Genomic DNA, 23,904 nt, shown 5'->3' with positions numbered 1-23,904 from the left:
GTCAGGCCCGCAGGTCCAGCGCCAGGTCGAGGATGGGGGCGGAGTGGGTGAGCGCGCCGACCGACAGGTAGTCCACGCCGGTCTCGGCCACGGCGCGGGCGACCTCCAGCGTGAGCCCGCCGGTGGCCTCCAGCTCGGCGCGGCCGGCGACCAGCGCGACCACCTCGCGCAGCGCCGCCGGGGCCATGTTGTCGCAGAGCAGGAAGTCCGCGCCGGCCTCGACCGCCTCCACCGCCTGCTCCGGCACGTCCACCTCCACCTGTACCGCGACCCGCGGCGCCCGCTCGCGGACGGCTGCCACGGCGGCGGCCACCGAGCCGGCGGCGGCCACGTGGTTGTCCTTGACCATGGCCACGTCGTAGAGGCCCATCCGCTTGTTGGACCCACCGCCGCAGCGGACGGCGTACTTCTCCAGCGGCCGCAGCCCCGGCGTGGTCTTGCGGGTGTCCAGCACCACGGCTCGGGTCCCTGCGACCGCGTCGACCCACCGGCGGGTCAGCGTGGCGACGCCGCTGGCCCGGCTGGCGATGTTCAGGGCGCTGCGCTCGGCGGCGAGCAGGGCGCGCACCGGTCCCCGGACGGTCAGCAGCACGTCGCCGCGGGTGACCCGGTCGCCGTCGGAGGCGCCCGCGGTGAGCGTCGCGCCCGGGGCCAGCCGGGTGAACACCCGGGCGGCCACCGGCAGGCCGGCGACCACGCCGTCGGCGCGGGCGACCAGGTCCGCGGTGCCCAGCTGGCCGGGCGGCACCGTGGCGGCGCTGGTCACGTCGTGGGCCACGGCGAGGTCGGGGGCGCCGGGCAGCGGCGCGCCGCCGGTGAGGTCCTCCGCGAGGGTGCGCTCGACCAGCTCCTCGACCCACGCCTCGGTCAGCCCGGTGCCGGCGAGGTCCCGCGGGTCGGTCGCCGAGGTCACCACGGCTGCACCACCGGCGTGCTCACCGGGCGGCGGGTCGTCCGCAGCTGCCCGCCGTCGTCGAGCCGGACGTCGAGGTGCACGCGCCATGCCTCCTCGGTCTCCGGGTGGTCCTCCCGCCAGTGGCACCCGCGGGTCTCCTCGCGGGCAGTGGCCGCCACGGTGACCGCGCTGGCGACGGTGAGCAGGTCGGTGGCCTCCCAGCCGGCCACGCCCGGCGGGGCGTCGCCGAGCCCGGCCGCCAGCGCGGCCAGCGCCGCCGTCGCCTCGTCCAGCCCGGCGCCGCTGCGCAGCGCGCCGACGCGGGCGGACATCGTGTCGGTGACCTGCCGGCGACCGTCCGGGTCGAGCAGCCCCGACGCCGACGGCGGCACGGCTGCGCCCGCCAACGGCGGCGGCAGCGAGCCGGCCAGCTGCTCCCCGATGCGGGCGGCGAACACCAGGCCCTCCAGCAGCGAGTTCGACGCCAGCCGGTTGGCGCCGTGCACGCCGGTGCAGGCCGCCTCGCCGCAGGCGTACAGCCCGGGCACCGTCGTCCGGCCGGCGAGGTCGGTGACCAGACCGCCCGAGGCGTAGTGCGCGGCCGGGGTGACCGGGATGAGGTCGGTGACCGGGTCGATGCCCGCGGCTCGGCAGCTGGCGGTGATCGTCGGGAACCGCTCGACGAGGTGCGGGACCTCGCGGGCGTCGAGCCAGACGTGCCGGACGCCGTCGCGCAGCTGCACGCGGGTGATGGCCTTGGCCACGACGTCGCGCGGGGCCAGCTCGGCCAGCGGGTGCACGCCGAGCATGAACCGCTCCCCCGCGCCGTCGCGCAGCACCGCGCCCTCGCCCCGCAGCGCCTCGCTCACCAGCGGCTGCTGGCCGCGGACGTCGGGGCCCAGGTACAGCGAGGTGGGGTGGAACTGGACGAACTCGAGGTCGGTGGCGACCGCGCCGGCGCGCAGGCCCAGCGCCACGCCGTCCCCCGTGGAGACCTCGGGGTTGGTGGTGGCCGCGAAGACCTGGCCCATCCCGCCGGTGGCCAGGACGACGGCGCGGGCGCGCACCGCACCGACGCCGTCCGCGCTGCCCTCGCCGAGCACGTGCAGGGTGACGCCGGCGGCCCGGCCCGCGGCGTCGGTCAGCAGGTCCAGCACCATCGCGTGCTCGACGAGGGTCACCTCCGGGTCGGCCCGGACGGCGTCCTGCAGCGCCCGCTGCACCTCGAAGCCGGTGGCGTCGCCGCCGGCGTGCACGATCCGGTCGGCCGAGTGCCCGCCCTCGCGGGTGAGCAGCAGCCGGCCGGAGGGGTCGCGGTCGAAGGCGGCTCCCCAGTCCATCAGCTGGCGCAGCCGCCCGGGGCCCTCGTGGACCAGCACGGAGACCGCGTCCGGCTCGCACAGCCCGACCCCGGCGACCTCGGTGTCCCGGGCGTGCGCCTCGGGGGTGTCCGCGGGGTCGAGGACGGCGGCGATCCCGCCCTGCGCCCAGCGGGTCGACCCGGCGTCCACCCGGACCTTGGTGACGACGGCGACCGACAGCCCGGCCGCCCGGGCGTGCAGCGCGACGCACAGGCCGGCGACGCCGGAGCCGACGACGCAGACGTCGGCGGAGAGCTCCCAGCCGGGTGAGGGCGCCGCCAGGCGCAGTGGGAGCCCGGTCGTGCGGTCGGCCGCCAGCGTGGTCACCGGGCGATCGTGTCGCCCCGGACCTGGCCCTGGACACCCGGGGACGGCGCGGCCGGGTCGCCGCCGAGCTCGACGATCCGGTTGGCGCCGTCGACGTGCACGACCTTCGGGATGTAGCTCTTGGCCTCGGTCTCGTCCATGACCCCGTAGCTGATCATGATGACGAGGTCGCCGGGGTGCACCAGGTGCGCGGCGGCCCCGTTGATGCCGATCACGCCGGTGCCCCGCTCGCCGGGGATGACGTAGGTCTCCAGCCGGGCGCCGTTGGTGACGTCGACGATCGCGACCTGCTCACCGGGCAGCAGGTCGGCGGCGTCGAGGAGGTCCTCGTCGATGGTCACCGAGCCCACGTAGTGCAGATCGGCCTGGGTGACCGTCGCGCGGTGGATCTTGGACTTGAGCATCGTGCGCATCATCGGTCTGCTCCCAGCAGGACGGGGACGTTGTCCAGGAGTCGGGTGCTGCCGGCGCGGGCCGCGACCAGCAGGCGGGCCGGACCGGCGGCGGGCACCGGGCCGAGGTCGGGGTCGGTGAGCTCGAGGTAGTCGGGGACCAGCTCGGGGGCGGTGTCCAGCACGGCGCGGGCGGCCGCGAGGACGGCGTCGGCGCCCCGCGGCCCGGCCGCCGCACCCGCGCGCAGCGCTCGCGACAACGCGGCGGCGGTGGCCCGCTGTTCCGGGTCGAGGTAGCGGTTCCGCGAGGAGAGCGCCAGGCCGTCGTCCTCCCGGACGGTGGGCACGCCGACGACCTCGACCCCGAGGGCCAGCTCGCGGGCCATCGCCCGGATGAGGGTCAGCTGCTGGTAGTCCTTCTCGCCGAAGAGGGCCAGGTCGGGGCGGACCAGGCCGAACAGCTTGGCGACGACGGTCAGCACGCCGGCGAAGTGCCCGGGGCGGACGGCGCCCTCCAGCACGTCGCCCAGCGGGCCGGGTGCGACCGTCACGCCGGCCGCGCCGGGCGGGTACACCTCGTCGACCCCCGGGTGGAAGACGACGTCGGCGCCCTCCTCGGCGAGTGCGGCGAGATCGGCGTCCCAGGTGCGGGGGTAGCGGTCGAAGTCCTCGCCCGGTCCGAACTGGGTCGGGTTGACGAAGACCGAGACGACGACGCTGCCGGCCCGCTGCCGGGCGGCGCGGACCAGCGTGCGGTGGCCCTCGTGCAGCGCGCCCATGGTCGGCACGAGCGCCACGGGGCCGGGCAGCCCCGCCCGCAGCCGGGCCAGCTCGGCGGCGGACTCGGCGACGGTGGGGCTGCCCGGCAGCGTCCGGGTGGGGGATCCCACGGTCACCGCGATCCCGCCGGGTCGGCGTCGCGCGCGGCCTGCAGCAGCTCGACCAGGGGGGCGCCCTCGTGCCGCTTGAGCCGCCCCGACGCCAGCGCGCGCTCGGAGGTGCGCTGGGCCATCGCGACGTAGGCGCCCACCGACTGCGGCGCCCGCTCGGTGAGCACCTCCAGGTGGCTGCGCACGGTGCCGACGTCCCCGCGACTGACCGGGCCGGTGAGCCCGCGGTCGCCGCGGCGCAGCCCGTTGTCCAGGGCGGCGGTGAGCAGCGGTCCGAGGACCTGGGCGGGGTCGGAGACGCCGGCCGTCCGCAGCAGGTCGGCGGCCTCGGCGACCAGCGTGACCAGGTGGTTGGCGCCGGTCACCAGCGCCGCGTGGTACAGCCGCCGGTCGGACTCGGCCACGAAGAACGGCTCGCCGCCCATCTCCAGCACCAGCGTCTCGGCGACCGGCCGGTGCTCCGGGGCGCTGGTGACGCCGAACGGGGCGCCGGCCAGGCGGTCGACGTCCTCGGGGGCACCGGTGAAGGTCATCGCCGGGTGCAGGGCCAGGGGCAGCACGCCGGCCCGGGCGGCGGGCTCGAGGACGGCCAGGCCGTGCGCCCCGGAGGTGTGGAAGGCCAGCTGGCCGGCCCGCCAGCCGCCGGTCTCGGCGAGGCCGGCGACCAGGCCGGCGAGGGTGTCGTCGGGGACCGCGAGGACCACGAGGTCGGCGGCCGCGACCACCTCGTCGGTGTGGAGCAGCGGCACGCCGGGCAGCAGGCGGGCGGCACGCTCGGCGGAGGCGGCGGAGAGGCCGGCGGCGGCGACCACGTCGTGGCCGGCGGCGGTGAGGGCGGCGCCCAGGACGGCGCCGACACGTCCGGCGCCGACGACGCCGACGCGGAGACGGGCGGGAGCGGAGTCCGCCGGGCGGAGGCCGGCAGCGCGGGGCGTCCTGCGGACAGCAGGCATCGGTGCACCTCTCGTTCCAGTCCCTCGCGGGTACCGGACTGTCAGGTCCCGGCCCCTCCCTCGGAGGCCGGCGGGTCGTGCCGGTGGTGCGGGTCGTGCTGTGGCGCCGGCGCCGCTGCGACCAGTTGTGTCACGCGGGTGAAGCGCCGAAGGCGAGTGTGTGACCGGCCGGCGGCCGGTGCAACGGCTGGGACCTGTGGGGTGCGTCACCGCGGGCCGCCCTACGGTGTGCGGCGGCACCGGACGACAGCAGGAGGAGACGCGTGGGCAGCCTCGAGGGACGCACCGCACTGGTCACCGGCGCCAGCCGGGGCATCGGACTGGCGATCGCGAAGAGCCTGGTGGACCGCGGGGCGCGCGTCGTCGTGACCGCCCGCAAGGCCGAGGCGCTGGCCGAGGCGGTGACCGCACTGGGCGGCCCCGAGGTGGCCGTCGCGGTGGCGGGCAACGCCGGTGACGCCGAGCACCGGGCCGAGGCGGTGCGCACCGCCGTCGACACGTTCGGCAGCCTGGACGTGCTGGTCGGCAACGTCGGGATCAACCCGCTCTACGGTCCGATGGTGGAGCTGCCGCTGGACGGGTTCCGCAAGATCCTCGACACCAACGTGGTCTCCACCCTCGGGCTGGTCCAGGAGGCCTGGCGGGCGTGGATGGCCGAGCACGGGGGCTCGGTGCTCGTCGTGGCGTCGGTGGCCGGGCTCAAGGCCTCGCCGATGATCGGCGCCTACGGGGTGAGCAAGGCCGCCCTGATCAACCTGGTCACCCAGCTCGCCGTGGAGCTCGGCCCGAAGGTGCGGGTCAACGCCGTCGCCCCGGCGGTGGTCAAGACCCGCTTCGCCACGGCGCTGTACGAGGGCCGCGAGGCGGAGGTGTCCGCGCAGTACCCGGTGGGCCGGCTCGGGGTGCCCGAGGACGTCGGCGAGGCGGCGGCCTACCTGCTGGGGGACACCGCCGGCTGGGTGACCGGCCAGACGCTCGTGCTCGACGGCGGCTCGCTGTCCCGCGGCCCGGCCTGAAGCAGGTCAGCCGTTCCGGCCGAGGACCCGCGACAGGACGTCGTCGGACTCGTCGTCGTCCCGGTAGCGGCGCCGCCGCCGGCCTCCGGACGACGGGCTGACCCCGCCCTCGGCGAGGATCTCCGCCAGTCGCGAGGAGCCCTCCCCGGGCTCGGCCGCGGGCGGCGGGGCCGGCTCCGCGAGCGCCGACCACGAGGGCACGGGCGGGCGCTCGCGCTGGGCGACCGGGCGCTGCTCGGTGGGCTGCTCCACCGGGGCCGGCCGGAAGGGGTCGTCGGTGTGGCGACGGCGCGGCTCCAGCGTCACCTCCGGGGCCGCGGGCGCCTCCGGCTCCACCAGGGAGCGCTGGGCCAGCCAGTCCCGCGGCGGCGGCGGCGGCGTCGCGGCGTAGGCGGGCTCGGGCCGGGGCTCCTCGGCGGGGAGCGCCGTGAACTGCCGCGTCCCCCCGGTGAGGTCGTCGAGGGACACGGCCGGCGCGGCGGCGGTCAGCTCGGCCGACGGCTCGCCCCAGCTGACCGCCTCGATGGTGCGGGTGGCCGGGGACTCCGCCGTCGACGGGCCGGTGCGGGTCGACTGGGTGCGCAGCATGATCCGCTCGATCAGCATCTCGCCGGAGAGCTGCTCGGTCAGCTCGGCGCGCAGCCGGCCGACGTCGGCGCGCAGCTCGGCCAGCTGGGCGAGGTCGCCGCGCAGTTCCTGGAGCTGGGCCAGGCCGGCCCGCAGCTCGGCGAGCCCGGCGAGGTCGCGCCGGAGCGCGGGGACCTCCGCGAGCTCCCCGCGCAACTCGGCGACCTCGGCGAGCCGGCCGCGCAGTCCGGCGACGTCGGCGACGTCGCGGCGCAGGTCGGCGACCTGCCCGAGCTCGCCGCGGAGGGCCGCCAACTCGGCCCGCATCGCCCGCTCGGCCTCCCGGCGCGCGTCGTTCTCCCGCCGCTGCTCGGTCTCCCGGCGGGCCGCGGCCTCGCGCTCGCGCTCGGCGGCGGCCCGCTCGCGCTCGGCGGCTCGCTCGGCGGCGGCCGTCCGGGTGGCCGCCCGGTCGTCGGCGACCCGGCCGACGTCGTCCCGGTCGGCGCCGTTCCCCGGCCCGCGGCGGCTCGCGGCCAGCGCGGCCAGCACGAACGCCCAGGCCGCGCCCACCACGGCCAGCCGAAGGACCTGCGGGTCGTCGGTGACGAACACGACCACCGTGGCACCGACGGCCAGCAGGAACCCGACGACCAGCCCGACGGTGCGCAGGACCGACGAGCCGGCGGACCCGTGGCCGGCCATCGCGTCGTCCCGGTCCCTCGGCATGGAGTCCAGGGTAACGGTGGGAGACCTCCCGATCACGTCGTGAAACGGGAGTCGCCCGGCACGTCGCGACTTGGGACGGCCCCCTGCAGGGTCCCGCCGCGAGCTTGCGAGCGGTGGGGGGCAGGGGGTCCTCCTACTGTGCCAGGGCCCCGTCGGAGCTGAAGACCAGTCCGATGGAGACCTCGCCCTGCTGCAGCGCCGCCTTGGTCAGCGGGCCACCGGCGTCCAGCGCGCTGAACTCGGCGAACTGCAGGCCGTAGGTCTCCTCGAGGCCCGGCTGGCAGAACGGCCGGTCCGGGCACTCGGCGGGGCCGCCGAGGACCAGCGAGCCGTCGCCGCAGGCGTCGGCCAGCTCCGACAGCGTGCTGACCCCCAGCTCGTCGGCGAGGGCCTGGGTGACGGCGAAGGCGTTCTGGTCGGCGGCCTCCGACGGCTGCCCGAACACCAGCCCGACCTGCTCGGCCAGCGGCTGCAGCGCGCTCACCGTCGCCTGCACGTCGCCGCTGGCCACGGGCTCGGCGTCGGGGCCGTTGACCTGGCGGTTGAGGAACTCCGTCGCCGTCGACAGGTACTCGGGGAAGACCTGGATGTCCGAGCCGGAGATGAGCGCGGGGAGGTAGAGCTCCCGGTTGCCGACCTCGCGCACGGAGGCGTCGAAGCCCGCGGCCGTGAGGACGCCGGCGTAGACGTTGGCCAGGACCGTCGACTCGGTGAAGTTGGCCCCGCCGACGGCGACGGTGCCGCTGCCCTGCTCGAGCCCCTCGGTCACGCCGCTCTCCTCGACCCAGCCGGCGGCGACGTCCTCGGCGGTCTGCCGGTCCACGTCGACGGCGGCGTTGAGCTCGATGAGGTCCTCGGTCGTGAGCGCCGCCGAGACCGCGTCGAGGGCCGCCACGAGCGCCGGGTTGGCCTGCGCGGTCGCGACGTTCACCGCGGGGACGACGTTGTCGGCGTTCTGCAGCTGCTGGTCGTCCTCGAGGACGACCAGCTGGTCGCCGGCGACCGGGGCGCAGGCGTCGCCGGAGGCGCTGGCGGCCCCCTCGCCGCTGCCGCCCCCGCCGTTGCCCGAGGAGCCGGACTCGCCGCAGGCGGTCGCGGTGAGCAGCACCGCCGCCAGGGCGAGGGGAGGGAGGATCCGGATACGGCTGCGCATGTCGCCCGCCTTCTGTGTCCCGTGCGGCCGGCCGGCCGCGACGCGTGTCTGGCGGGAGGGACCCCGCGCGGGACATGCAACCCCGCGGCCGCGCCCGGGGCCACGCCCGGGGCACAGCTGTTGCCCGGTTGTTACGGACGGCCCCCTGCGGGGTCCCGCCGCGAGCCTGCGAGTCCTTCCTCAGAGCGGGACGCCGGACGCGGTCGGCTCCGGCTGCCCGGCCGGCCCCCGGCGGACGGCGAGCAGCGGGAGCCGGCGCGGGCCCGGCGTCACCGCCCAGGACACGACCACCAGCACCAGCTCGGTGAGCAGCGCGAGCAGGGCCACGAGCAGCGCGCCGGCGAGGATCTGGCCGAGGTCCTGCTGGCCGTACCCGAGGTTGATGATCTGGCCCAGGCCGCCGCCGCCGACCAGCGCCGCGAGGGTCGCCGTCGCGACCACCTGCACCGCCGACGTCCGGACGCCGGTCATGACCAGCGGCAGGGCCAGCGGGAACTCGACCCGGCCGAGCATCTGGCGGCCGCTCATGCCCATCGCGCGGGCGGCCTCACGCACGTCGCGGTCGACCTCGCGGAAGCCGACGAAGGTGTTGGTGAGCATCGGCGGGACGGCGAAGACGGCGAGGGCGACGGCGGTCGCGGTGTCGCCGAAGCCGATCGGCGTCACGGCGAAGACGGTGAGCAGCGCCAGGGTCGGCACCGCGCGGCTGACGTTGGAGAGGACGACGATCGCGCCGGCGCCGCGGCCGGTGCGGCCCAGGAGCACCCCGGCCGGGATGGCGACGACGGCGGCGGCCAGCACCGCGGCGGCCGAGACGGCGAGGTGCGCGGCCAGCAGGTCGAGGATGCCGCCCCGCCGGGTCCAGTTCAGCGGGTCGTTGAGGTAGACGAGGGCGTCGCCGAACGCGCTCACGCCCGCGCCGCCCTCGTCCACGGCGTCAGCAGCCGCTCGACCCCGGCGAGCAGCACGTCGGCGATCAGCGCCAGCAGCACGCACCCGACGGCGCCGGTGACGATCTCGGCGCGGTAGAAGTTCGCGTTGAACCCGCCCACGATCAGTTGCCCCAGCCCCCCGTTGCCGGTGATCACCCCCACGGTGACCAGGGCGACGGTGGAGACGGTGGCGATCCGCAGCCCGGCCATGAAGGCCGGCAGGGCCAGCGGCAGGTCCACCCGCAGGAACAGCCGCGCGGACCCGTACCCCATGCCGCGGGCCGCCTCGCGGACGTCGGCGGGTACCGACGCCAGCCCGGCGAGGAAGTTCCGCACCAGGATGACCAGCGTGTAGAGCGTCAGCCCGAGGAGCACCGTGGTGGCCGACAGCGGCCCGGTGACCGGCGCGAGGAACGAGAACATCGCCAGCGACGGGATCGTGTAGACCACCGACGACAGGCCCAGCACCGGCCCCGACAGCAGCCGCGTGCGCCGGGCGAGCAGCGCCAGCGGCAGCGCGATCAGCGCCCCGAGCAGCACCGCGCCCACGGTGAGCCTGACGTGCTGGCCCAGGTGGCCCACAATGGTGTCCCAGTTGTCGGTCACGTACGACGGGTCGAACCAGGGGTTCGGCGCCTCGTCCGCCGCGAGCACGTCGCGGTCGCTCGCCGCGCTCAGCGCACCCAGGGAGGCCACGTCGTGGACGCTACTGCCGCTCGCCCCGCACCGATCACGAGGCACCCGGCGGGGGCGGACGGGGAGGGCGCCGCCCGGGAGATCCGCCTGGAGGGGGTCAGCAAGGTCTACCCGGACGGGACGGTCGGGGTCGCCGAGCTGGACCTCACCTTCGCGGCCGGCGAGCTGACGGTGCTGGTCGGGCCCTCCGGCTGCGGCAAGACAACGACGATGAAGATGATCAACCGGATCATCGAGCCCTCGACCGGACGCATCCTGATCGGCGGGGAGGACGTCACCCGCGTCGACGCCGACCAGCTGCGCCGCCGGATCGGCTACGTCATCCAGAGCGTGGGGCTGTTCCCCCACCAGACGGTGCGCACCAACGTCGGCACCGTGCCCCGCCTGCTCGGCTGGGACAAGCGGCGCACCCGCGACCGCGTCGACGAGCTGCTGTCGACGGTCGGCCTCGATCCCGCCGTCCACGGGGACCGGTACCCCGCCCAGCTCTCCGGCGGGCAGCGGCAGCGGGCCGGGGTGGCGCGGGCGCTGGCCGCCGACCCCGCCGTCCTCCTGATGGACGAGCCGTTCTCCGCCGTCGACCCGGTGGTGCGCGAGCGGCTGCAGGCGGAGTTCCTGCGGCTGCAGGAGACGGTGCGCAAGACGATCGTCTTCGTCACCCACGACATCGAGGAGGCGGTGCGGCTCGGCGACCGCATCGCGGTGATGAGCGCCGGTGGCCGGGTGGAGCAGTTCGCGCCTCCCGCCGAGCTGCTGGGCCGGCCGGCCAACGACGTGGTGGCCGACTTCGTCGGCGCCGACCGCGGGCTCAAGCGGCTGGCGGTGACCGCCGTCGAGCCGGCCGACCTCGAGCAGCCGCCGGTGCTGGGCGTCTCCGACCGGCTGGCCGACGCCGGAGCCCTGCTGGACCGCTGCGGTGCCGACTGGGGAGTCGTGCTCGACGGGTCCGGCCGGCCGGCCGGGTGGCTGCCGGCCGCGCGGGCCGCGGGCGGCGGGACGGTGGCCTCGGCGGCCACCGCCGGCGGGGACACGGTGCCGGTGGGCGCGACGCTGAAGACGGCCCTCGCGACGATGCTGCGCTCCGACGCCGGCTGGGTCGCGGTGGTGGACGGCGAGCGCTACCTCGGCGTCCTCACCCCCGACGGCGTGCACGCCGCGCTGCGCCGCTCGATCGGCCGCTGACGAGGGCCGACGTGGCCACGTCGGCCCTGCTCAGCCGCGGGCGGCAGCGGGCGGTTCGTCGTCCGGGCCGGCCGGCGGGACCCGGCAGACCGACTCCAGCCACAGGGCGGCCACCACCAGCGCGGCCGCGCAGCCGACGCCGACGACGGCGGTGACCGTGTCGCCACCGGCTGCCTGCAGCCGCCCGACCGACGGCGCGACGTACGCCAGGACACCGAGCCAGATGCCCACGAAGACCGCCCCGACGTAGGCGCTGGCCTGGGCCAGCACGGCCAGCCGGGCGACCAGCATCGGCTCGACCGGGCGCACCGGGGCCGTGCCGCGCTCGGCCGGCGGACGGCGGTCCCGCTGGGCGGCCAGCCGGGCGCGCAGCGTGCGGGCACCCAGCAGCTCGGCGACGGCCAGCACGCCCAGCGGCACCGGCAGCCACCAGCGCAGCGCGGGGAGGGAGCCGTAGGTCGCGCGCACCACCAGCCAGGCCGCCACCGCCACCCCGGCGGCCAGGACGGCGAGGTCGCGCCTGCTCACCGGTCTCACTGCAGGTGCTCCCAGCGGACGACGGCGTCGACGTCCCCGGGCGGAAGCGCGGCGACCAGGTCGGCGACCCGGCCCCGTCCGGGCAGCGCCGCGGTCGGGTCGAGACTCAGCCACGGCACGAGGACGAACGCCCGCTCGTGGGCCCGCGGGTGCGGCAGCGTCAGGACCGGGTCGTCGGAGAGCACCGGCTGCCCGTCCTCCCCCGTGACCGCGACGACGTCGACGTCCAGCGTGCGCGCCCCCCACCGGACCTCGCGGGTCCGCCCGGCGGCCTGCTCCAGCTCGTGCGCGCGGGCCAGCCACCCCGCGGCGTCGACCGGGCCGCGCACGATGACGACGGCGTTGAGGTACGGCCTCTGCTCGACCGGGCCCCACGGCGGGGTCTCGTAGAGCGTCGAGCGGGCCACGAGCACGCCGTCGTCCCCCAGCGCGGTGATCGCCCCGCGGAGGGCGCCGGCGCGGTCGCCCAGGTTGGCGCCCAGCGAGAGGACCGCACGCGTCATGTGCGCTGCCGCCGGATGGCCACGGTGACGTCGTCGAAGGGCACCCCGAGGTCGGCCTCGGGCTTGTGCACGGTGATCTCGACGGCGTCGACCAGCGGGTCGGCCAGACAGGTGTCGGCCAGCCGCTGGGCGAGGGTCTCCAGCAGGTCGACCGGCTCGCCGGTCAGGACGGCGTGCAGCCGCTTCGCCAGCTCGGCGTAGTTCACCGTCTTCGCCAGGTCGTCGCCGACGGCAGCAGGTGCGGTGTCCAGCTCCAGGACCGCGTCGACGCGGAAGGTCTGGCCCTTCTCCCGCTCGACGGCGTAGACGCCGTGGTGGGCGTGCGCGGTGAGCCCGCGGACGGCGATGCGGTCGGGACGGGAACTAGGCACGGCGGTTCCTCTCCCGCCGCGCGGCCTGGACGGCGGCGACGGTGCGGACGGCGTCGACCGAGGCGGCCGCATCGTGCACCCGCACGCCCCAGGCTCCGGTCTCGGCGGCGAGCACGGTCGTGGCCAGGGTGGCGGCGTCGCGCTGCTCGGCGGGGCGCACCGCGCCGTCGGCGTCGGCCAGCAGCCGGCCGAGGAAGGTCTTGCGGGAGGCGCCGACGAGCACCGGCAGGCCGAGGTCGACCAGCCGGTCCAGCCCGGCCAGCAGCGCCCAGTTGTGCTCGGCGCGCTTGGCGAACCCGAGGCCGGGGTCCAGGACGAGCTGCTCGGGGGCCACCCCGGCGGCGACGACGTCCTCCACCCGGGCGGTCAGCTCGGCGCGGACCTCGGTGACCACGTCGCCGTAGCGGGCGGCGGCGTACATCTCGCGGCTGTGGCCGCGCCAGTGCATCAGCACCCACGGCACGCCGGCGTCGGCGACCAGCTTGGCCATGCCGTCGTCGGCCAGCCCGCCGCTGACGTCGTTGACCAGCACCGCACCGGCGGCGATCGCGGCCTCGGCGACCTCGGCGCGGGTGGTGTCGACGCTGACCCGGACGCCCGCCGCGGCCAGCTCGGCGACCACCGGCACCACGCGGCGGCACTCCTCGTCGGCGTCGACGCGGTCCGCGCCCGGCCGGGTGGACTCGCCGCCGACGTCCACGTAGTCGGCACCGGCGGCGCGCATCGCCAGGCCGTGCGCCACCGCCGAGGCCGCGTCGGCGAAGCAGCCGCCGTCGGAGAAGGAGTCGGGCGTGACGTTGAGGACGCCCATCACGACGCAGCGTCCGGGGGTGGGCAGGCGGGTGGTCACCGGCCCAGCACGAGGCTCATCGCCTCGCTGCGCGTCGCCGGGTTGTCCCGGAAGATGCCCCGCACCGCGGAGGTCACGGTCGTCGAGCCCGGCTTGCGGATGCCCCGCATGGCCATGCACAGGTGCTCGGCCTCGATGACCACCAGCGCGCCGCGCGGCTTCAGGACGTCGGCCAGCGCGTCGGCGATCTGACTGGTCATCCGCTCCTGCACCTGCGGACGGCGGGCGTAGACCTCTACCAGCCGGGCCAGCTTCGACAGCCCGGTCACCTTGCCGTCGTCGCCGGGGATGTAGCCGATGTGCGCGACCCCGTGGAAGGGCACCAGGTGGTGCTCGCAGGTGGAGTACATCGGGATGTCCTTGACCAGGACCATCTCGTCGTGGTCCTCGTCGAAGGTCGTGGCGAGGATGTCCGCCGGGTCCTGCCAGAGGCCGGCGAAGGTCTCGGCGTAGGCGCGGGCCACCCGGCGCGGGGTGTCCTGGAGGCCGGGGCGGTCCGGGTCCTCGCCCACCGCGATGAGCAGCTCCCGGACCGCTGCGGCGGCCCGCTCCTGGTCGACCCCGGCGTGCCGGGCCGACAGCAGCACGTCGTCCGGCTCGGCCGGCACCTCGCTCACCGCTGCACCGGCGCGCCGACGTCCCCCACCGCGGTGGAACCGCCCTTGAGCAGGCCGTTGCCGTTCTGCGCCGCGCGCTCGGCGGGCGTGAGCACCGGCGGCTGGTCGGACGGCGTCCGCTTGCCGAAGCCGTTGTAGGGCGCCAGGGAGGGCCGCTTGGTGACCGGCTCGCAGATGCGGGCCATGTCCTCCTTGGAGAGGGTCTCCTTCTCCATCAGCTCGAGCACCAGCTGGTCCAGCACGGCGCGGTACTCGACCAGGATCTCCCACGCCTCGTCGTGCGCGGCCTCGATGAGCGCCCGGATCTCGGCGTCGATGTCGGCGGCGACGGCGTCGGAGTAGTCCGGCCTGGTGTGCATGTCCCGGCCCAGGAAGGGCTCGGCGTCGTTGCTGCCGTACTTCACCGCGCCGAGCTTGGCGCTCATGCCGTACTGGGTGACCATCGCCCGGGCCAGCGTGGTGGCCTTCTCGATGTCGTTGCCGGCACCGGTGGTCGGCTCGTGGAAGACCAGCTCCTCGGCGGCCCGCCCGCCCAGGGCGTAGGCGAGGGTGTCGATCATCTCCGACCGGGTCTGGGTGTACTTGTCCTCGGTCGGCAGCACCAGCGTGTGCCCGAGCGAGCGGCCGCGCGGCAGGATCGTCACCTTGTGGACCGGGTCCAGGTTGGGCAGCGCGTGCGCCACGAGCGCGTGGCCGCCCTCGTGGTAGGCGGTGACCTTCTTCTCCTTCTCGCTCATCGCCCGGGTCTTGCGCTCGGGACCGGCGATGACGCGGTCGATCGCCTCCTCCAGGGTGGCGTCGGTGATCATCGTGCCGTTGTTGCGGGCGGTGAGCAGCGCGCCCTCGTTGAGCACGTTGGCGAGGTCGGCGCCGGTGAAGCCCGGCGTCCGGCGGGCGAGGGTCTCGAGGTCGACGTCGGGCGCGAGCGGCTTGCCCTTGGCGTGGACGGCGAGGATCGCCTTGCGCCCGAGGAGGTCGGGCCGGTCGACGGCGATCTGCCGGTCGAAGCGGCCCGGGCGCAGCAGCGCGGGGTCGAGGATGTCCGGCCGGTTGGTGGCGGCGATCATGATGACGCCGCCCTTGACGTCGAAGCCGTCCATCTCGACGAGCATCTGGTTGAGGGTCTGCTCGCGCTCGTCGTGCCCGCCGCCCATGCCGGCGCCGCGGTGCCGCCCGACGGCGTCGATCTCGTCGACGAAGATGATCGCCGGGGCGTTCTGCTTGGCCTGCTCGAACAGGTCGCGGACCCGGCTGGCGCCGACACCGACGAACATCTCGACGAAGTCCGAGCCGGAGATCGAGAAGAACGGCACCCCGGCCTCGCCGGCGACCGCGCGGGCCAGCAGGGTCTTGCCGGTGCCGGGCGGGCCGAACAGCAGCACGCCCTTGGGGATCTTGGCGCCGACGGCCTGGAACTTGACCGGATTGGCCAGGAAGTCCTTGATCTCGTGCAGTTCCTCGATCGCCTCGTCGGCGCCGGCGACGTCGGCGAACGTCGTCTTCGGGGTGTCCTTGCTGACCACCTTGGCCTTGGACTTGCCGAAGGCCATGACGCCGCGGCCGCCGCCCTGCATGGAGTTGAACAGCCAGAACAGCAGCAGCAGCAGGATCACGAACGGCAGGAAGCTGATCAGGATGCTGACCAGGACGCTGTCCTGCGTGACGTTGGTGTCGAAGTCGACGCCGTCACCGCTGTCGAGACCCGACACGAGGTCGAAGACGTCGTCGGAGGCGCCGAGCGGGTAGGACGCGGTGACCTTGTCGCTGCCCGCGACCGGGTTGCGCAGGTCGAGGTCGAGCGTCTGTTCCTTGTCGTTGATCGTGACCTGGTCGACGTTGCCGCTGGTGATCTGCTCCAGGGCCGTCGCGGTGCTGACCTCCTGGTAGCCACCGTTGCCACGGAACAGCGAGGAGAACGCCAACGCCAGGAGGACGACGAGGACGACCCAGAACCACACGGAGCGGAAGATCTTCTTGCGTTCCATACACCGATGCCGGGCGGCCGGAGTTCCGGCCTGGCCCGTCGACCCTCCTGATCGTCCGGGGGACGCGCCGCGCGACCCGGGCGGGCACCCCGGCGCTCGGGCAGCGTCGTTGCGATCGACGGTACACCGGGCAGCCTGCACGACAGCTGTGCAACGACCGGGTCTCACCTGACAACACCCGGGCGGGTGGACCGCCCCCGCCCGGGTCAGCCGGCGTCAGGCATAGACCTCCCGGCGCAGCGTCGCGATGTAGGGCAGGTCGCGATAGCGCTCGGCGTAGTCCAGGCCGTAACCGACGACGAACTCGTTGGGGATGTCGAAGCCGATGTAGCGGACCGGCACGTCGACCTTCACCGCGTCGGGCTTGCGCAGCAGCGCGCACACCTCGAGGGACGCCGGGCGCCGGCTGCCGAGGTTCTTGAGCAGCCAGGACAGCGTCAGCCCCGAGTCGATGATGTCCTCGAGCACGAGCACGTGCAGGTCGCTGATGTCGCGGTCGAGGTCCTTGAGGATGCGGACGACGCCGGAGGAGCTGGTCGACGACCCGTACGAGGAGACCGCCATGAACTCCATCTGGGTGGGAAGCCGCAGCGCCCGGGCGAAGTCGCTCATGAACAGCACCGCGCCCTTGAGGACGCCGACCAGGAGCACCTCGCGGCCCTCGTAGTCCGCCTCGACCTGGCGGGCCAGCTCGGCGATCTTGGCCTCGATCTGCTCCTCGCCGATCAGCACGTGGTCGATGTCGGGGCCGTAGCCGTGGTGGTTGTCGGAGTCTCCGGCAGCGCTCGCGGGCTCACTCACGCGTCCTCCTCGCGGGTTGCTGGTGCGTCCCCGGGTCGGGGGCCCCGCGCGTCAGGGGGCACGAACCCCAGCCTGCCAGACGCCCGGACCACGCCCGCGCCACCGGGGAGGTCCACCCGGCCCTGTCCCCGCCAGCGGGTCAGGAGCGCGTCGACGGCGGCCAGGTGCACCGCCTGCAGGTCGGCCACGCCCTCCCGCCGCAGCCAGCCCCGGAGCACCCGCCGCCGCAGCGCCGCGGGCAGCCCGGCCAGCGGGTCCGCCGGGAGGCTGTCGGCGCCGGCCAGCCGGGACAGCTCGGCCGCGGCCAGGGCGTCGAGGGCGTCGAGGTCCTCCCGGAGCATCGCGGCGGTGCGGGCCAGGGCCGGCGCCACCCCGCCGCCCAGCACCTCCTCCATCAGCGGCAGCACCTCCGACCGCAGCCGCACCCGGGTGTAAGCCGGGTCGGCGTTCCACGGGTCGTCCCACACCGGCAGGGCCTGGGCGGCGCAGGCGGCGCGGGTGGTCTCCCGGCGGACGCCGAGCAGCGGCCGCCACCAGGTCACGGGCCCGTCCACCCGGAGCTCGACCATGCCGGCCACGCTGCGCGGACCGGACCCCCGCCCCAGACCGAGCAGCACCGACTCGGCCTGGTCGTCGAGGGTGTGACCCAGGGCGACGCGGGCGCCGTGCTCGGCGGCCGCCGCGCCGAGCGCCGCGTACCGGGCGGTGCGGGCGGCCGCCTCGGGACCGCCGGTCCGCTCGACCCGCACGGTGCGCACGGTGACCGGGTCGAGGCCGAGGCCGGTCAGCAGCGCGGCGGTGGCGGCGGCACGCTCGGCCGAGCCGGGCTGCAGGCCGTGGTCGACGGTCACCGCCCCGGCGGGGACGCCGGCCCGCGGCGCCTCGAAGGCGACCGCGGCGGCCAGGGCGAGGGAGTCCGCTCCCCCGCTGACCGCCACCAGCACCGGCCCGGACCCCGCGGTCAGGTCGGGGCGCACCGCGCTGCGGACGCGGGCGACGGCGCGGTGCGGGCCGGGCACGGTCCCGGCGTCAGGCGGGGATGGCCGGGCGCCCGTGCACCCGCTCGACCCACCGGACGGGGTCGGTGAGCTCCTCGATGCGCGGCAGCGTCTCCGGTCCCGACCACACCCGGTTGAAGCCCTCCATGCCGACGAGGTCGACGACCCCGCCGACGAAGTGCCGGCCGTCGGCGTACTGCTTCATCTTCTGCTCCAGGCCCAGCAGCCGGCGCAGCACGCGGTCGAGCGGGCCCCGGCCCTTGCGCCGCTGGGCGAACCGCTTGCGCAGCGTCTTCACCGACGGGACGACGTCCGGCCCGACGCCGTCCATGACGAACTCCGCGTGGCCCTCCACCAGGCTCATCACCGCGGTGACGCGGTCGAGGACGGCGCGCTGGGCGGGGTCCTGGATGAGCGCCATCAGGCCGCTGTCGTCGCCGCCGTCGGTGCCGCGGACGGCGTCGCCGACGCTGCGCAGCACGTCGCGCAGCCGGTCGCGCAGCACGTCGGGGGTCAGGTCGGTGGCCTCGACGAACTCGGCGACCTGCCCCTCCAGGTGGTCGCGCAGCCACGGCACGGCGGTGAACTGCAACTGGTGGGTGACCTCGTGCAGGCAGACCCACAGCCGGAAGTCGGTGGGGTCGACGCCCAGCCGGCGCTCGGCGTCGACGATGTTCGGGGCGACCAGCAGCAGCCGGCCGCCGGTGCCGAAGACCTCGTACTGGCCCAGCACCCGGGAGGAGAGGAAGGCCAGGATGCCGCCGGCCTGCACGCCGGTGGCACGCGAGCCGATCGCGGTGGCCAGCGGGCCGGGCCGGGAGTCCTGCTTGGCGGCCAGCGCCTCGACCAGCGGGTCCAGGAGGGCCGCCATGCCGGCGGTGTTGGCGTCCACCCAACCGGGCCGGTCGACGACGGCGACCTCCGGTGCCGGGCCGCCGGGGACCGCGCGCAGGCCGGTCAGCCCCTCGACGTGGGAGACGGCGGCGGCGGCCGCCTCGTGCAGTTCGCGGACGACGGCGGCGGCATCCTCCCGCGTCGTCTCCGGGCCGGGGCCGACCAGACGGCGGGCCGTGCGTCCGGCGAGGTCCCAGTCGACCATCGAGGAGGCGCTGCTCATCGCCTCACCGTACGCGGAAGCGGCCTACCCGCGCCGTGGGTTCAGCGGCAGCCGCACCCGGCCAGCGCAGCGGCGACGTCGTCCAGCGCCGCCTCGGCGGCCGCGCCGTTGGCCGGGGCGCCGTCGGCGAGCACCGCGAAGACCAGGAGCCGGCCGTCGAGGGTGACCACGGTGCCGGCCAGGCCGTGCACGCCGAGCAGGGTGCCGGTCTTCGCCCGGACGACGCCCGGCGCGGTGGCCGGGTCGTCGTCACCGCGCTCGGCCAGGGTGCCGTCGTAGCCGGCGACCGCCAGCCCGGACAGGACCGCGGACGCCTCGGGCAGCGAGCCGTCGGCGGCACCGGTCAGCAGGTCGGCGAGCAGCGCGACGGGGAGGCGGTCCTCCATCGACAGGCCGCTGCCGTCGGACAGCTGCACCCCGGTGACGTCGAGGCCGGCGTCGGCCAGCGCGTCGGTGACCGCCTGCGCCGCGCCCTCGAAGGTGGCGGGCTGGTCGCGGGCGATCGCGACGTGCCGGGCCAGCGCCTCGGCCAGGACGTTGTCCGACTGCGACAGCGTCTGCTCCACCAGCCGGGCGACCGGCGCCGACGACACGGTGCCGAGCACCTGGGCCCCCTCCGGGGCTGTCGCGAGGGCCACCGGGACCCCGGGGACGCCGAGGGCGGTGGCCAGCGCGGCGCCGGCGTCGGTGCCCGGCTGGCCGCTGCGCGCGGGGTCACCCGAGCGCACGCGGGCGCCGTCGACGGCGGTGGCGGTGATCGGCGCGGCGTAGCTGGAGGGCGCGTCGCCGGCGCCCCACCCGGAAGCGGTGAGCGGGCCCTCGAACAGCGAGTTGTCGACGACGACCCGGGTGACCGGGGTGCCGGCCGGCAGCGCCGACTCCACCTGGGCCGCGAGGTCGGCGAGGGTGGGCGCGCCCGGGTAGGTCAGCGACGGCACGGTCCGCGAGAGGGTGGGGTCGCCACCGCCGACGAGGACCACCTCGCCGGGCGTGGTGCCCTCGACGACCGTCGTCTCGAGGGTGGCCTCCGGCCCGAGGGTGGTCAGCGCCGCGACGGAGGTGAGCAGTTTCGCGGTGGAGGCGGGGACCGCCGGCGTCGCGGCGTCCTGCGCGAGCAGCACCTCGCCGCCGGCGACGTCGACGACGCCGGCGGAGACGCCGGTGCCGAGGGCGGGTGAGGAGAGCAGCGGCGCCAGCTCGGCGGCGAGGGCGTCGGCGTCGGGGGCGGGGGCCTGCGACGTCAGGCCGACGAGCACGGGCGGGGCGACGTCCACCTCCGGCAGCTCGGCGGCGGCGACGGCCTGCTCGGTGGCGTCTCCGTCGTCCCCGGAGCCGCCGGGGCCGACGAGGAACCAGGCCCCGGCGGCGACGACGAGCAGCACCGCGAGGGCGCTCAGGACGAGGCGCCGACGGAGCCGCGAGTACTTCGGCGTGACGGTCGTCGACCCGTGCGACGCGATGGTGCCCACCCCCCGGAACGACCTCCGGCGGTCGGCCGGGGTCCGGTGAGCCACACTACGACCCGTGCAGTTCGACGTGACGGTAGAGATCCCGAAGGGCCAGCGGAACAAGTACGAGCTGGACCATGCCACCGGACGCATCCGCTTGGACCGGATGCTCTTCACCTCCACCCGCTATCCGGCCGACTACGGCTACATCGAGAACACCCTGGGACAGGACGGCGACCCGCTCGACGCCCTAGTCCTCCTGGATGAGCCCACCTTCCCCGGGTGCCTCATCACCTGCCGCGCCATCGGCATGTTCCGGATGACCGACGAGAAGGGCGGGGACGACAAGGTCCTCACCGTTCCGGCGACGGACCCGCGGATGGCGCACCTCGTGGACATCAGCGACGTCTCGGAGTTCGACCGGCTGGAGATCCAGCACTTCTTCGAGACCTACAAGGACCTCGAGCCGGGCAAGTCCGTCGAGGGGGCCGAGTGGGTCGGCCGCGACGAGGCCGAGGCCGAGATCCTGGCCTCCCTGGAGCGCGCCAAGGACGAACCACACCACTGAGAGAGGACCCCGTCCCACCCACCCTTCGCAGGCTCGGGGCGGGACCCGGGACGGGGCCGGATGAGGCCTCGTCCCGGGTGCACCGCCTTCGGTGTCCTCAGCGCCGGAGGTCGTGCAGGACGACGGTGGCGAAGCCCAGCTGGCCGCGGTACCCGGCCAGCCACTCCCGGCGGTGCGTGCGGGCCATCTCCAGGGCGGCCTCCCGGTCGGCGCCGGCGGCCTCGTCCAGGGCCCAGCCGGTCAGCGCACCGGTCCAGCACCACTCGTACTCGTCCCACTCGGCCGTCGTGCTCAGGTGCCCGTAGCCGGGCTCGTACCCCTGGCGGGCGATCTCCGCGGACAGCCCGGCGAGGTCGGGCAGCTCGCCGGGCTCGGCGCCGATGCCGGCCAGCGCCTCCGGCGTGGGGCCGGCCTCCCAGAAGCCGTCGCCGAGCAGCACCCGGCCGCCGGGGCGCAGGTGGTCGCGCAGCGCGGTCAGCGCGCCGGGCAGGCCGCCGAACACGTGGGCGGCCCCGACGCAGAGGACGACGTCGAACGCGCCGCCGGTCCAGGTGGCGGCGTCGGCCTCGGCGAACTCCACCCGGTCGGCGAGCCCGCGGGCGGCAGCCCGCTCCCGGGCCTCGGCCAGCGCCGGTGCCGACAGGTCGACGCCGACCCCGCGCACCCCGGGGTGCGCCTCGAGCAGCCGCAGCAGCCACTCCCCGAAGCCGCAGCCGAGGTCGAGCACGCGGGCGCCGTCGGGCGGTGCGAGCCGCTCGAGCAGCAGGCGGACGGCGTCATCGGCGATCGGGGCAGCGACGGGGTGCCAGCGGTGCGCGATCGCGCTGGCCAGGGCTCGGTCCACCGCGGCATCCTGCTGTGCCGCGGGCGTCGGCGTCACGTGCACTGCGCCGCAGCGGATCGCGCCCGGGACGACGGCGGGCCCGTCCTGGTGGACGGGCCCGGTGTCGGTGTGAGCCGCCTGTCGGAATCGAACCGACGACCTTCTCATTACGAGTGAGATGCTCTACCGACTGAGCTAAGGCGGCGGACGTGCGGCACACAGCCTACGACACCGCCGTCGGCCGGCCGTCCCGGCCCCGTCCAGGGCACCGACCCGAGCCTGGACGGTGTCCTCGATCAGCCCGGGAGCCGCAGGGCCACGGTCAGCGCCTCGACGGCGATCTGCGGCTTCACGTTCTGCTCCAGCGCCACCCGGCAGGCCAGGACGGCGTCGATGCGCCGCAGCGCCCCCTCGGCCCCGATCCGCCGCCCCAGCTCCTCGGCGTCGGCCCGCCGGTCGGGGTGCGCCAGCGTGGGCTGCTCGCCGACGCCCGCCTCCCGGTACGCGGCCAGCACGAGCGCGTCACGGTACAGCGCGGCGAGGTCGACCAGGGCGCGGTCGAGGGAGTCCCGGCCCAGCCGCGTGGCCCGGGACTTCTGCCGCTTCTCCAGTTCCTTGAGCTGGCCGGCGCCGCGGCTGGCCGCGGCCACCCCGGGCCCGCGGGCCCCGACGCCGAGGCTCTGCTTGACCGCCTCGGTCTCCACGCCGTCGAGCTCGGCGCTGGTCCGGTCGGACTCCTCCTTGGCCGCACCCACGAGGTCGTCGGCGGCGTTGAGGCAGGCGGCCAGCGAGACCAGCGCGAGCGGGACGTCGAGCACCGCCTTGCGCGCCAGCCGGGCGTCCTCGTCGCGGGCGAGGTGCCGGGCCCGGCCGACGTGCCCGCCCGCCGCCGCGGCCGACCAGGCGGCCAGGGCCGGGTCGATCCCGTCGCGCTGGACCAGGACGTCGGCGACGGCGTCCACCGGCGGCGTCCGCAGGTTCACCACGCGGCAGCGCGAACGGACGGTCACCGGCACGTCGTCGGGGTGCAGGCTGGGGGCGCACAGCAGGAAGACGGTGCGGGCCGGCGGCTCCTCCAGCATCTTGAGCACGGTGTTGGACGCCTGCTCGGTCATCCGGTCGGCGTCCTCGACCAGCACCACCTGCCACCGCCCCTGGGACGGCGCCCGCCCCGCCATGCGGACCATCTCGCGCACGTCGGCCACGCCGAGGGACAGCCCCTCGGGCACGACCGTCTGCACGTCGGCGTGGGTGCCGGCGAGCACCGTGCGGCAGGCGTGGCAGGTGCCGTCGCCGCCGTCGGGGCACTGCAGGGCGGCGGCGAACGCCCGTGCGGCCACCGAGCGGCCCGAGCCCGGCGGGCCGGTGAACAGCCAGGCGTGGGTCATCGCGGCGGGCTCGGCCACCGCGGCGCGCAGCTCGGCGACGACCGCCGGCTGGCCGATCACCTGCGCCCAGACGCCGTCCCCGCTCACAAGTCCCTCTCCAGCAGCGCGCTCACCCGGGCGCGGACGTCGGCGGCGAGCTCCTCGACGCCGCGGGTCGCGTCGAGCACCAGGTAGTGCTCGGGATCGCCGCCGGCGAGGGTGCGGAACGTCGCGCGCACCCGCTGGTGGAACTCCAGCGACTCGGACTCCAGCCGGTCGGCGACCGCCCGGCCGCGGGCGCGGGCCAGACCGGTCTCCGGCGGGAGGTCCAGCAGGACGGTGAGGTCGGGCCGCAGCCCCTCGGTGGCCCACCGCGAGATCGCCGCGACGTCGTCGAGCGGGATGGTGCGGCCGGCGCCCTGGTAGGCCAGGGAGCTGTCGATGTACCGGTCGGTGACGACGACCTCGCCGGCGGCGAGCGCCGGGCGGAGGACGGCGGCGGCGTGCTGGGCACGGTCGGCGGCGTAGAGCAGTGCCTCGGCGCGGGCCGCCAGGCCGGTGTGCGCCCGGTCGAGGACGATCGACCGGACGGCGGCCCCCGCGGGCGTCCCGCCCGGCTCGAAGGTGGCCCGCGCGGCCCGCCCCTCCGCGGTGAGCCACTGGCAGAGCCGCCGCACCTGGGTGGACTTGCCGGCACCCTCGCCACCCTCGAAGGCGATGAACAGGCCGGGCCGGACGGCCGCTCCCCCGGTCGGGACGGGCAGGTCGAGCGGGCCGTCGTCGGACACGGGGATCGGAGGCTCCCAGGCGTTCGGTGGGTGGCGGTGCG

Annotated in this window: 25 protein-coding genes and 1 tRNA gene; 3 read left to right on the top strand and 23 right to left on the bottom strand. The window is 76.0% G+C overall.

Annotated features, from left to right (window positions below):
- Position 1: 1 nt before the first annotated feature.
- The 5 genes from nadC to MY520_RS01255 are packed head-to-tail and all read right to left on the bottom strand — an operon-like array spanning position 2 to position 4,818.
- Positions 2-916 carry a carboxylating nicotinate-nucleotide diphosphorylase gene (nadC, locus tag MY520_RS01275; RefSeq protein ID WP_436689286.1) on the bottom strand — a complete coding sequence of 305 codons (915 nt, stop codon included), beginning with the start codon at positions 914-916 and terminating at the stop codon, positions 2-4.
- A complete protein-coding gene (locus MY520_RS01270; protein ID WP_436689284.1) occupies positions 910-2,583 on the bottom strand; it encodes an L-aspartate oxidase in 1,674 nt (557 codons plus the stop codon). The genes nadC and MY520_RS01270 overlap by 7 nt, the downstream gene beginning before the upstream one ends.
- Positions 2,580-2,999 (bottom strand): aspartate 1-decarboxylase, encoded by a 420-nt coding sequence (gene panD, locus MY520_RS01265; RefSeq protein ID WP_436689282.1) that lies wholly within the window; start codon positions 2,997-2,999, stop codon positions 2,580-2,582. The genes MY520_RS01270 and panD overlap by 4 nt, the downstream gene beginning before the upstream one ends.
- Complete coding sequence (gene panC, locus MY520_RS01260) at positions 2,996-3,871, bottom strand: pantoate--beta-alanine ligase (RefSeq protein ID WP_436689280.1); 876 nt, start codon at positions 3,869-3,871, stop codon at positions 2,996-2,998. Before panC ends, panD begins: the two co-directional genes overlap by 4 nt.
- Positions 3,868-4,818 (bottom strand): Rossmann-like and DUF2520 domain-containing protein, encoded by a 951-nt coding sequence (locus MY520_RS01255; RefSeq protein ID WP_436689278.1) that lies wholly within the window; start codon positions 4,816-4,818, stop codon positions 3,868-3,870. Before MY520_RS01255 ends, panC begins: the two co-directional genes overlap by 4 nt.
- A 263-nt stretch (positions 4,819-5,081) precedes the next feature.
- Here MY520_RS01255 and MY520_RS01250 point away from each other — a divergent pair, with 263 nt between their 5' ends.
- Positions 5,082-5,834, top strand: a complete 753-nt coding sequence (locus MY520_RS01250) for an SDR family oxidoreductase (RefSeq protein WP_436689276.1) — start codon at positions 5,082-5,084, stop codon at positions 5,832-5,834.
- A 6-nt stretch (positions 5,835-5,840) separates the two neighbouring features.
- On the opposite strand, the gene MY520_RS01245 is transcribed toward MY520_RS01250, so the two are convergent.
- The 4 genes from MY520_RS01245 to MY520_RS01230 form a co-directional block, all read right to left on the bottom strand.
- On the bottom strand, positions 5,841-7,127 hold the full coding sequence (locus MY520_RS01245) for a hypothetical protein (RefSeq protein ID WP_436689274.1): 1,287 nt from the start codon (positions 7,125-7,127) through the stop codon (positions 5,841-5,843).
- Between the two features lie 133 nt (positions 7,128-7,260).
- On the bottom strand, positions 7,261-8,280 hold the full coding sequence (locus MY520_RS01240) for a glycine betaine ABC transporter substrate-binding protein (RefSeq protein ID WP_436689272.1): 1,020 nt from the start codon (positions 8,278-8,280) through the stop codon (positions 7,261-7,263).
- 180 nt (positions 8,281-8,460) lie between these two features.
- Complete coding sequence (locus MY520_RS01235; RefSeq protein WP_436689271.1) at positions 8,461-9,192, bottom strand: ABC transporter permease; 732 nt, start codon at positions 9,190-9,192, stop codon at positions 8,461-8,463.
- A complete protein-coding gene (locus MY520_RS01230) occupies positions 9,189-9,908 on the bottom strand; it encodes an ABC transporter permease (protein WP_436689269.1) in 720 nt (239 codons plus the stop codon). The genes MY520_RS01235 and MY520_RS01230 overlap by 4 nt, the downstream gene beginning before the upstream one ends.
- Before the next feature lie 3 nt (positions 9,909-9,911).
- On the opposite strand from MY520_RS01230, the gene MY520_RS01225 reads away from it, so the two are divergent.
- On the top strand, positions 9,912-11,090 hold the full coding sequence (locus tag MY520_RS01225; protein ID WP_436689267.1) for an ABC transporter ATP-binding protein: 1,179 nt from the start codon (positions 9,912-9,914) through the stop codon (positions 11,088-11,090).
- A 30-nt stretch (positions 11,091-11,120) separates the two neighbouring features.
- On the opposite strand, the gene MY520_RS01220 is transcribed toward MY520_RS01225, so the two are convergent.
- From MY520_RS01220 to dacB, 10 genes are all read right to left on the bottom strand, one after another.
- Positions 11,121-11,618, bottom strand: a complete 498-nt coding sequence (locus MY520_RS01220; RefSeq protein ID WP_436689265.1) for a DUF3180 domain-containing protein — start codon at positions 11,616-11,618, stop codon at positions 11,121-11,123.
- Between the two features lie 5 nt (positions 11,619-11,623).
- Positions 11,624-12,130 (bottom strand): 2-amino-4-hydroxy-6-hydroxymethyldihydropteridine diphosphokinase, encoded by a 507-nt coding sequence (gene folK / locus MY520_RS01215; RefSeq protein WP_436689263.1) that lies wholly within the window; start codon positions 12,128-12,130, stop codon positions 11,624-11,626.
- Positions 12,127-12,501 carry a dihydroneopterin aldolase gene (gene folB, locus MY520_RS01210; RefSeq protein WP_436689261.1) on the bottom strand — a complete coding sequence of 125 codons (375 nt, stop codon included), beginning with the start codon at positions 12,499-12,501 and terminating at the stop codon, positions 12,127-12,129. The genes folK and folB overlap by 4 nt, the downstream gene beginning before the upstream one ends.
- The gene (gene folP / locus MY520_RS01205; RefSeq protein ID WP_436689259.1) at positions 12,494-13,351 is read right to left on the bottom strand and encodes a dihydropteroate synthase; all 858 of its coding nucleotides are present in this window, start codon (positions 13,349-13,351) and stop codon (positions 12,494-12,496) included. The genes folB and folP overlap by 8 nt, the downstream gene beginning before the upstream one ends.
- The gene (gene folE, locus MY520_RS01200) at positions 13,348-13,968 is read right to left on the bottom strand and encodes a GTP cyclohydrolase I FolE (RefSeq protein WP_436689257.1); all 621 of its coding nucleotides are present in this window, start codon (positions 13,966-13,968) and stop codon (positions 13,348-13,350) included. The genes folP and folE overlap by 4 nt, the downstream gene beginning before the upstream one ends.
- On the bottom strand, positions 13,965-15,953 hold the full coding sequence (ftsH, locus tag MY520_RS01195; protein ID WP_436689255.1) for an ATP-dependent zinc metalloprotease FtsH: 1,989 nt from the start codon (positions 15,951-15,953) through the stop codon (positions 13,965-13,967). Before ftsH ends, folE begins: the two co-directional genes overlap by 4 nt.
- A 216-nt stretch (positions 15,954-16,169) precedes the next feature.
- On the bottom strand, positions 16,170-16,754 hold the full coding sequence (gene hpt, locus MY520_RS01190; protein WP_436689253.1) for a hypoxanthine phosphoribosyltransferase: 585 nt from the start codon (positions 16,752-16,754) through the stop codon (positions 16,170-16,172).
- Positions 16,751-17,773 (bottom strand): tRNA lysidine(34) synthetase TilS, encoded by a 1,023-nt coding sequence (tilS, locus tag MY520_RS01185; protein ID WP_436689251.1) that lies wholly within the window; start codon positions 17,771-17,773, stop codon positions 16,751-16,753. The genes hpt and tilS overlap by 4 nt, the downstream gene beginning before the upstream one ends.
- Positions 17,774-17,783: 10 nt before the next feature.
- Positions 17,784-18,869: a zinc-dependent metalloprotease gene (locus MY520_RS01180; RefSeq protein ID WP_436689249.1), complete on the bottom strand. Its 1,086-nt coding sequence runs from the start codon at positions 18,867-18,869 to the stop codon at positions 17,784-17,786.
- Positions 18,870-18,910: 41 nt separating this feature from the next.
- Positions 18,911-20,338: a D-alanyl-D-alanine carboxypeptidase/D-alanyl-D-alanine endopeptidase gene (dacB, locus tag MY520_RS01175; RefSeq protein ID WP_436689247.1), complete on the bottom strand. Its 1,428-nt coding sequence runs from the start codon at positions 20,336-20,338 to the stop codon at positions 18,911-18,913.
- 55 nt (positions 20,339-20,393) lie between these two features.
- On the opposite strand from dacB, the gene MY520_RS01170 reads away from it, so the two are divergent.
- The gene (locus MY520_RS01170) at positions 20,394-20,885 is read left to right on the top strand and encodes an inorganic diphosphatase (protein ID WP_436689246.1); all 492 of its coding nucleotides are present in this window, start codon (positions 20,394-20,396) and stop codon (positions 20,883-20,885) included.
- A gap of 97 nt (positions 20,886-20,982) precedes the next feature.
- Here the strand turns inward: MY520_RS01170 and MY520_RS01165 are convergent, their stop codons facing one another.
- The 4 genes from MY520_RS01165 to tmk all read right to left on the bottom strand — a co-directional run bounded on the left by MY520_RS01165 (position 20,983) and on the right by tmk (position 23,863).
- Positions 20,983-21,729: an SAM-dependent methyltransferase gene (locus MY520_RS01165; RefSeq protein WP_436689244.1), complete on the bottom strand. Its 747-nt coding sequence runs from the start codon at positions 21,727-21,729 to the stop codon at positions 20,983-20,985.
- Positions 21,730-21,840: 111 nt separating this feature from the next.
- A tRNA-Thr gene (locus tag MY520_RS01160) sits at positions 21,841-21,913 on the bottom strand.
- A 91-nt stretch (positions 21,914-22,004) separates the two neighbouring features.
- A complete protein-coding gene (locus tag MY520_RS01155; RefSeq protein WP_436689242.1) occupies positions 22,005-23,183 on the bottom strand; it encodes a DNA polymerase III subunit delta' in 1,179 nt (392 codons plus the stop codon).
- Positions 23,180-23,863 carry a dTMP kinase gene (gene tmk / locus MY520_RS01150; RefSeq protein WP_436689240.1) on the bottom strand — a complete coding sequence of 228 codons (684 nt, stop codon included), beginning with the start codon at positions 23,861-23,863 and terminating at the stop codon, positions 23,180-23,182. Before tmk ends, MY520_RS01155 begins: the two co-directional genes overlap by 4 nt.
- Between the last annotated feature and the right edge of the window lie 41 nt (positions 23,864-23,904).

It is taken from the genome of Geodermatophilus sp. CPCC 205506, assembly GCF_051383635.1.
In the GTDB taxonomy this organism is placed as follows: Bacteria; Actinomycetota; Actinomycetes; order Mycobacteriales; family Geodermatophilaceae; genus Geodermatophilus.
The sequence above is the reverse complement of the archived record's forward strand: the minus strand, read 5'-3'. Positions and strand labels throughout refer to the sequence as shown.

What these genes read in the sequence shown, in the direction of transcription:
- panD (WP_436689282.1), bottom strand. Translation starts at nt 2,999, where the DNA reads ATGATGCGCACGATGCTCAAGTCCAAGATCCACCGCGCGACGGTCACC.
- MY520_RS01255 (WP_436689278.1), bottom strand. Translation starts at nt 4,818, where the DNA reads ATGCCTGCTGTCCGCAGGACGCCCCGCGCTGCCGGCCTCCGCCCGGCG.
- MY520_RS01245 (WP_436689274.1), bottom strand. Translation starts at nt 7,127, where the DNA reads ATGCCGAGGGACCGGGACGACGCGATGGCCGGCCACGGGTCCGCCGGC.
- MY520_RS01240 (WP_436689272.1), bottom strand. Translation starts at nt 8,280, where the DNA reads ATGCGCAGCCGTATCCGGATCCTCCCTCCCCTCGCCCTGGCGGCGGTG.
- folK (WP_436689263.1), bottom strand. Translation starts at nt 12,130, where the DNA reads ATGACGCGTGCGGTCCTCTCGCTGGGCGCCAACCTGGGCGACCGCGCC.
- ftsH (WP_436689255.1), bottom strand. Translation starts at nt 15,953, where the DNA reads ATGGAACGCAAGAAGATCTTCCGCTCCGTGTGGTTCTGGGTCGTCCTC.
- MY520_RS01180 (WP_436689249.1), bottom strand. Translation starts at nt 18,869, where the DNA reads ATGAGCAGCGCCTCCTCGATGGTCGACTGGGACCTCGCCGGACGCACG.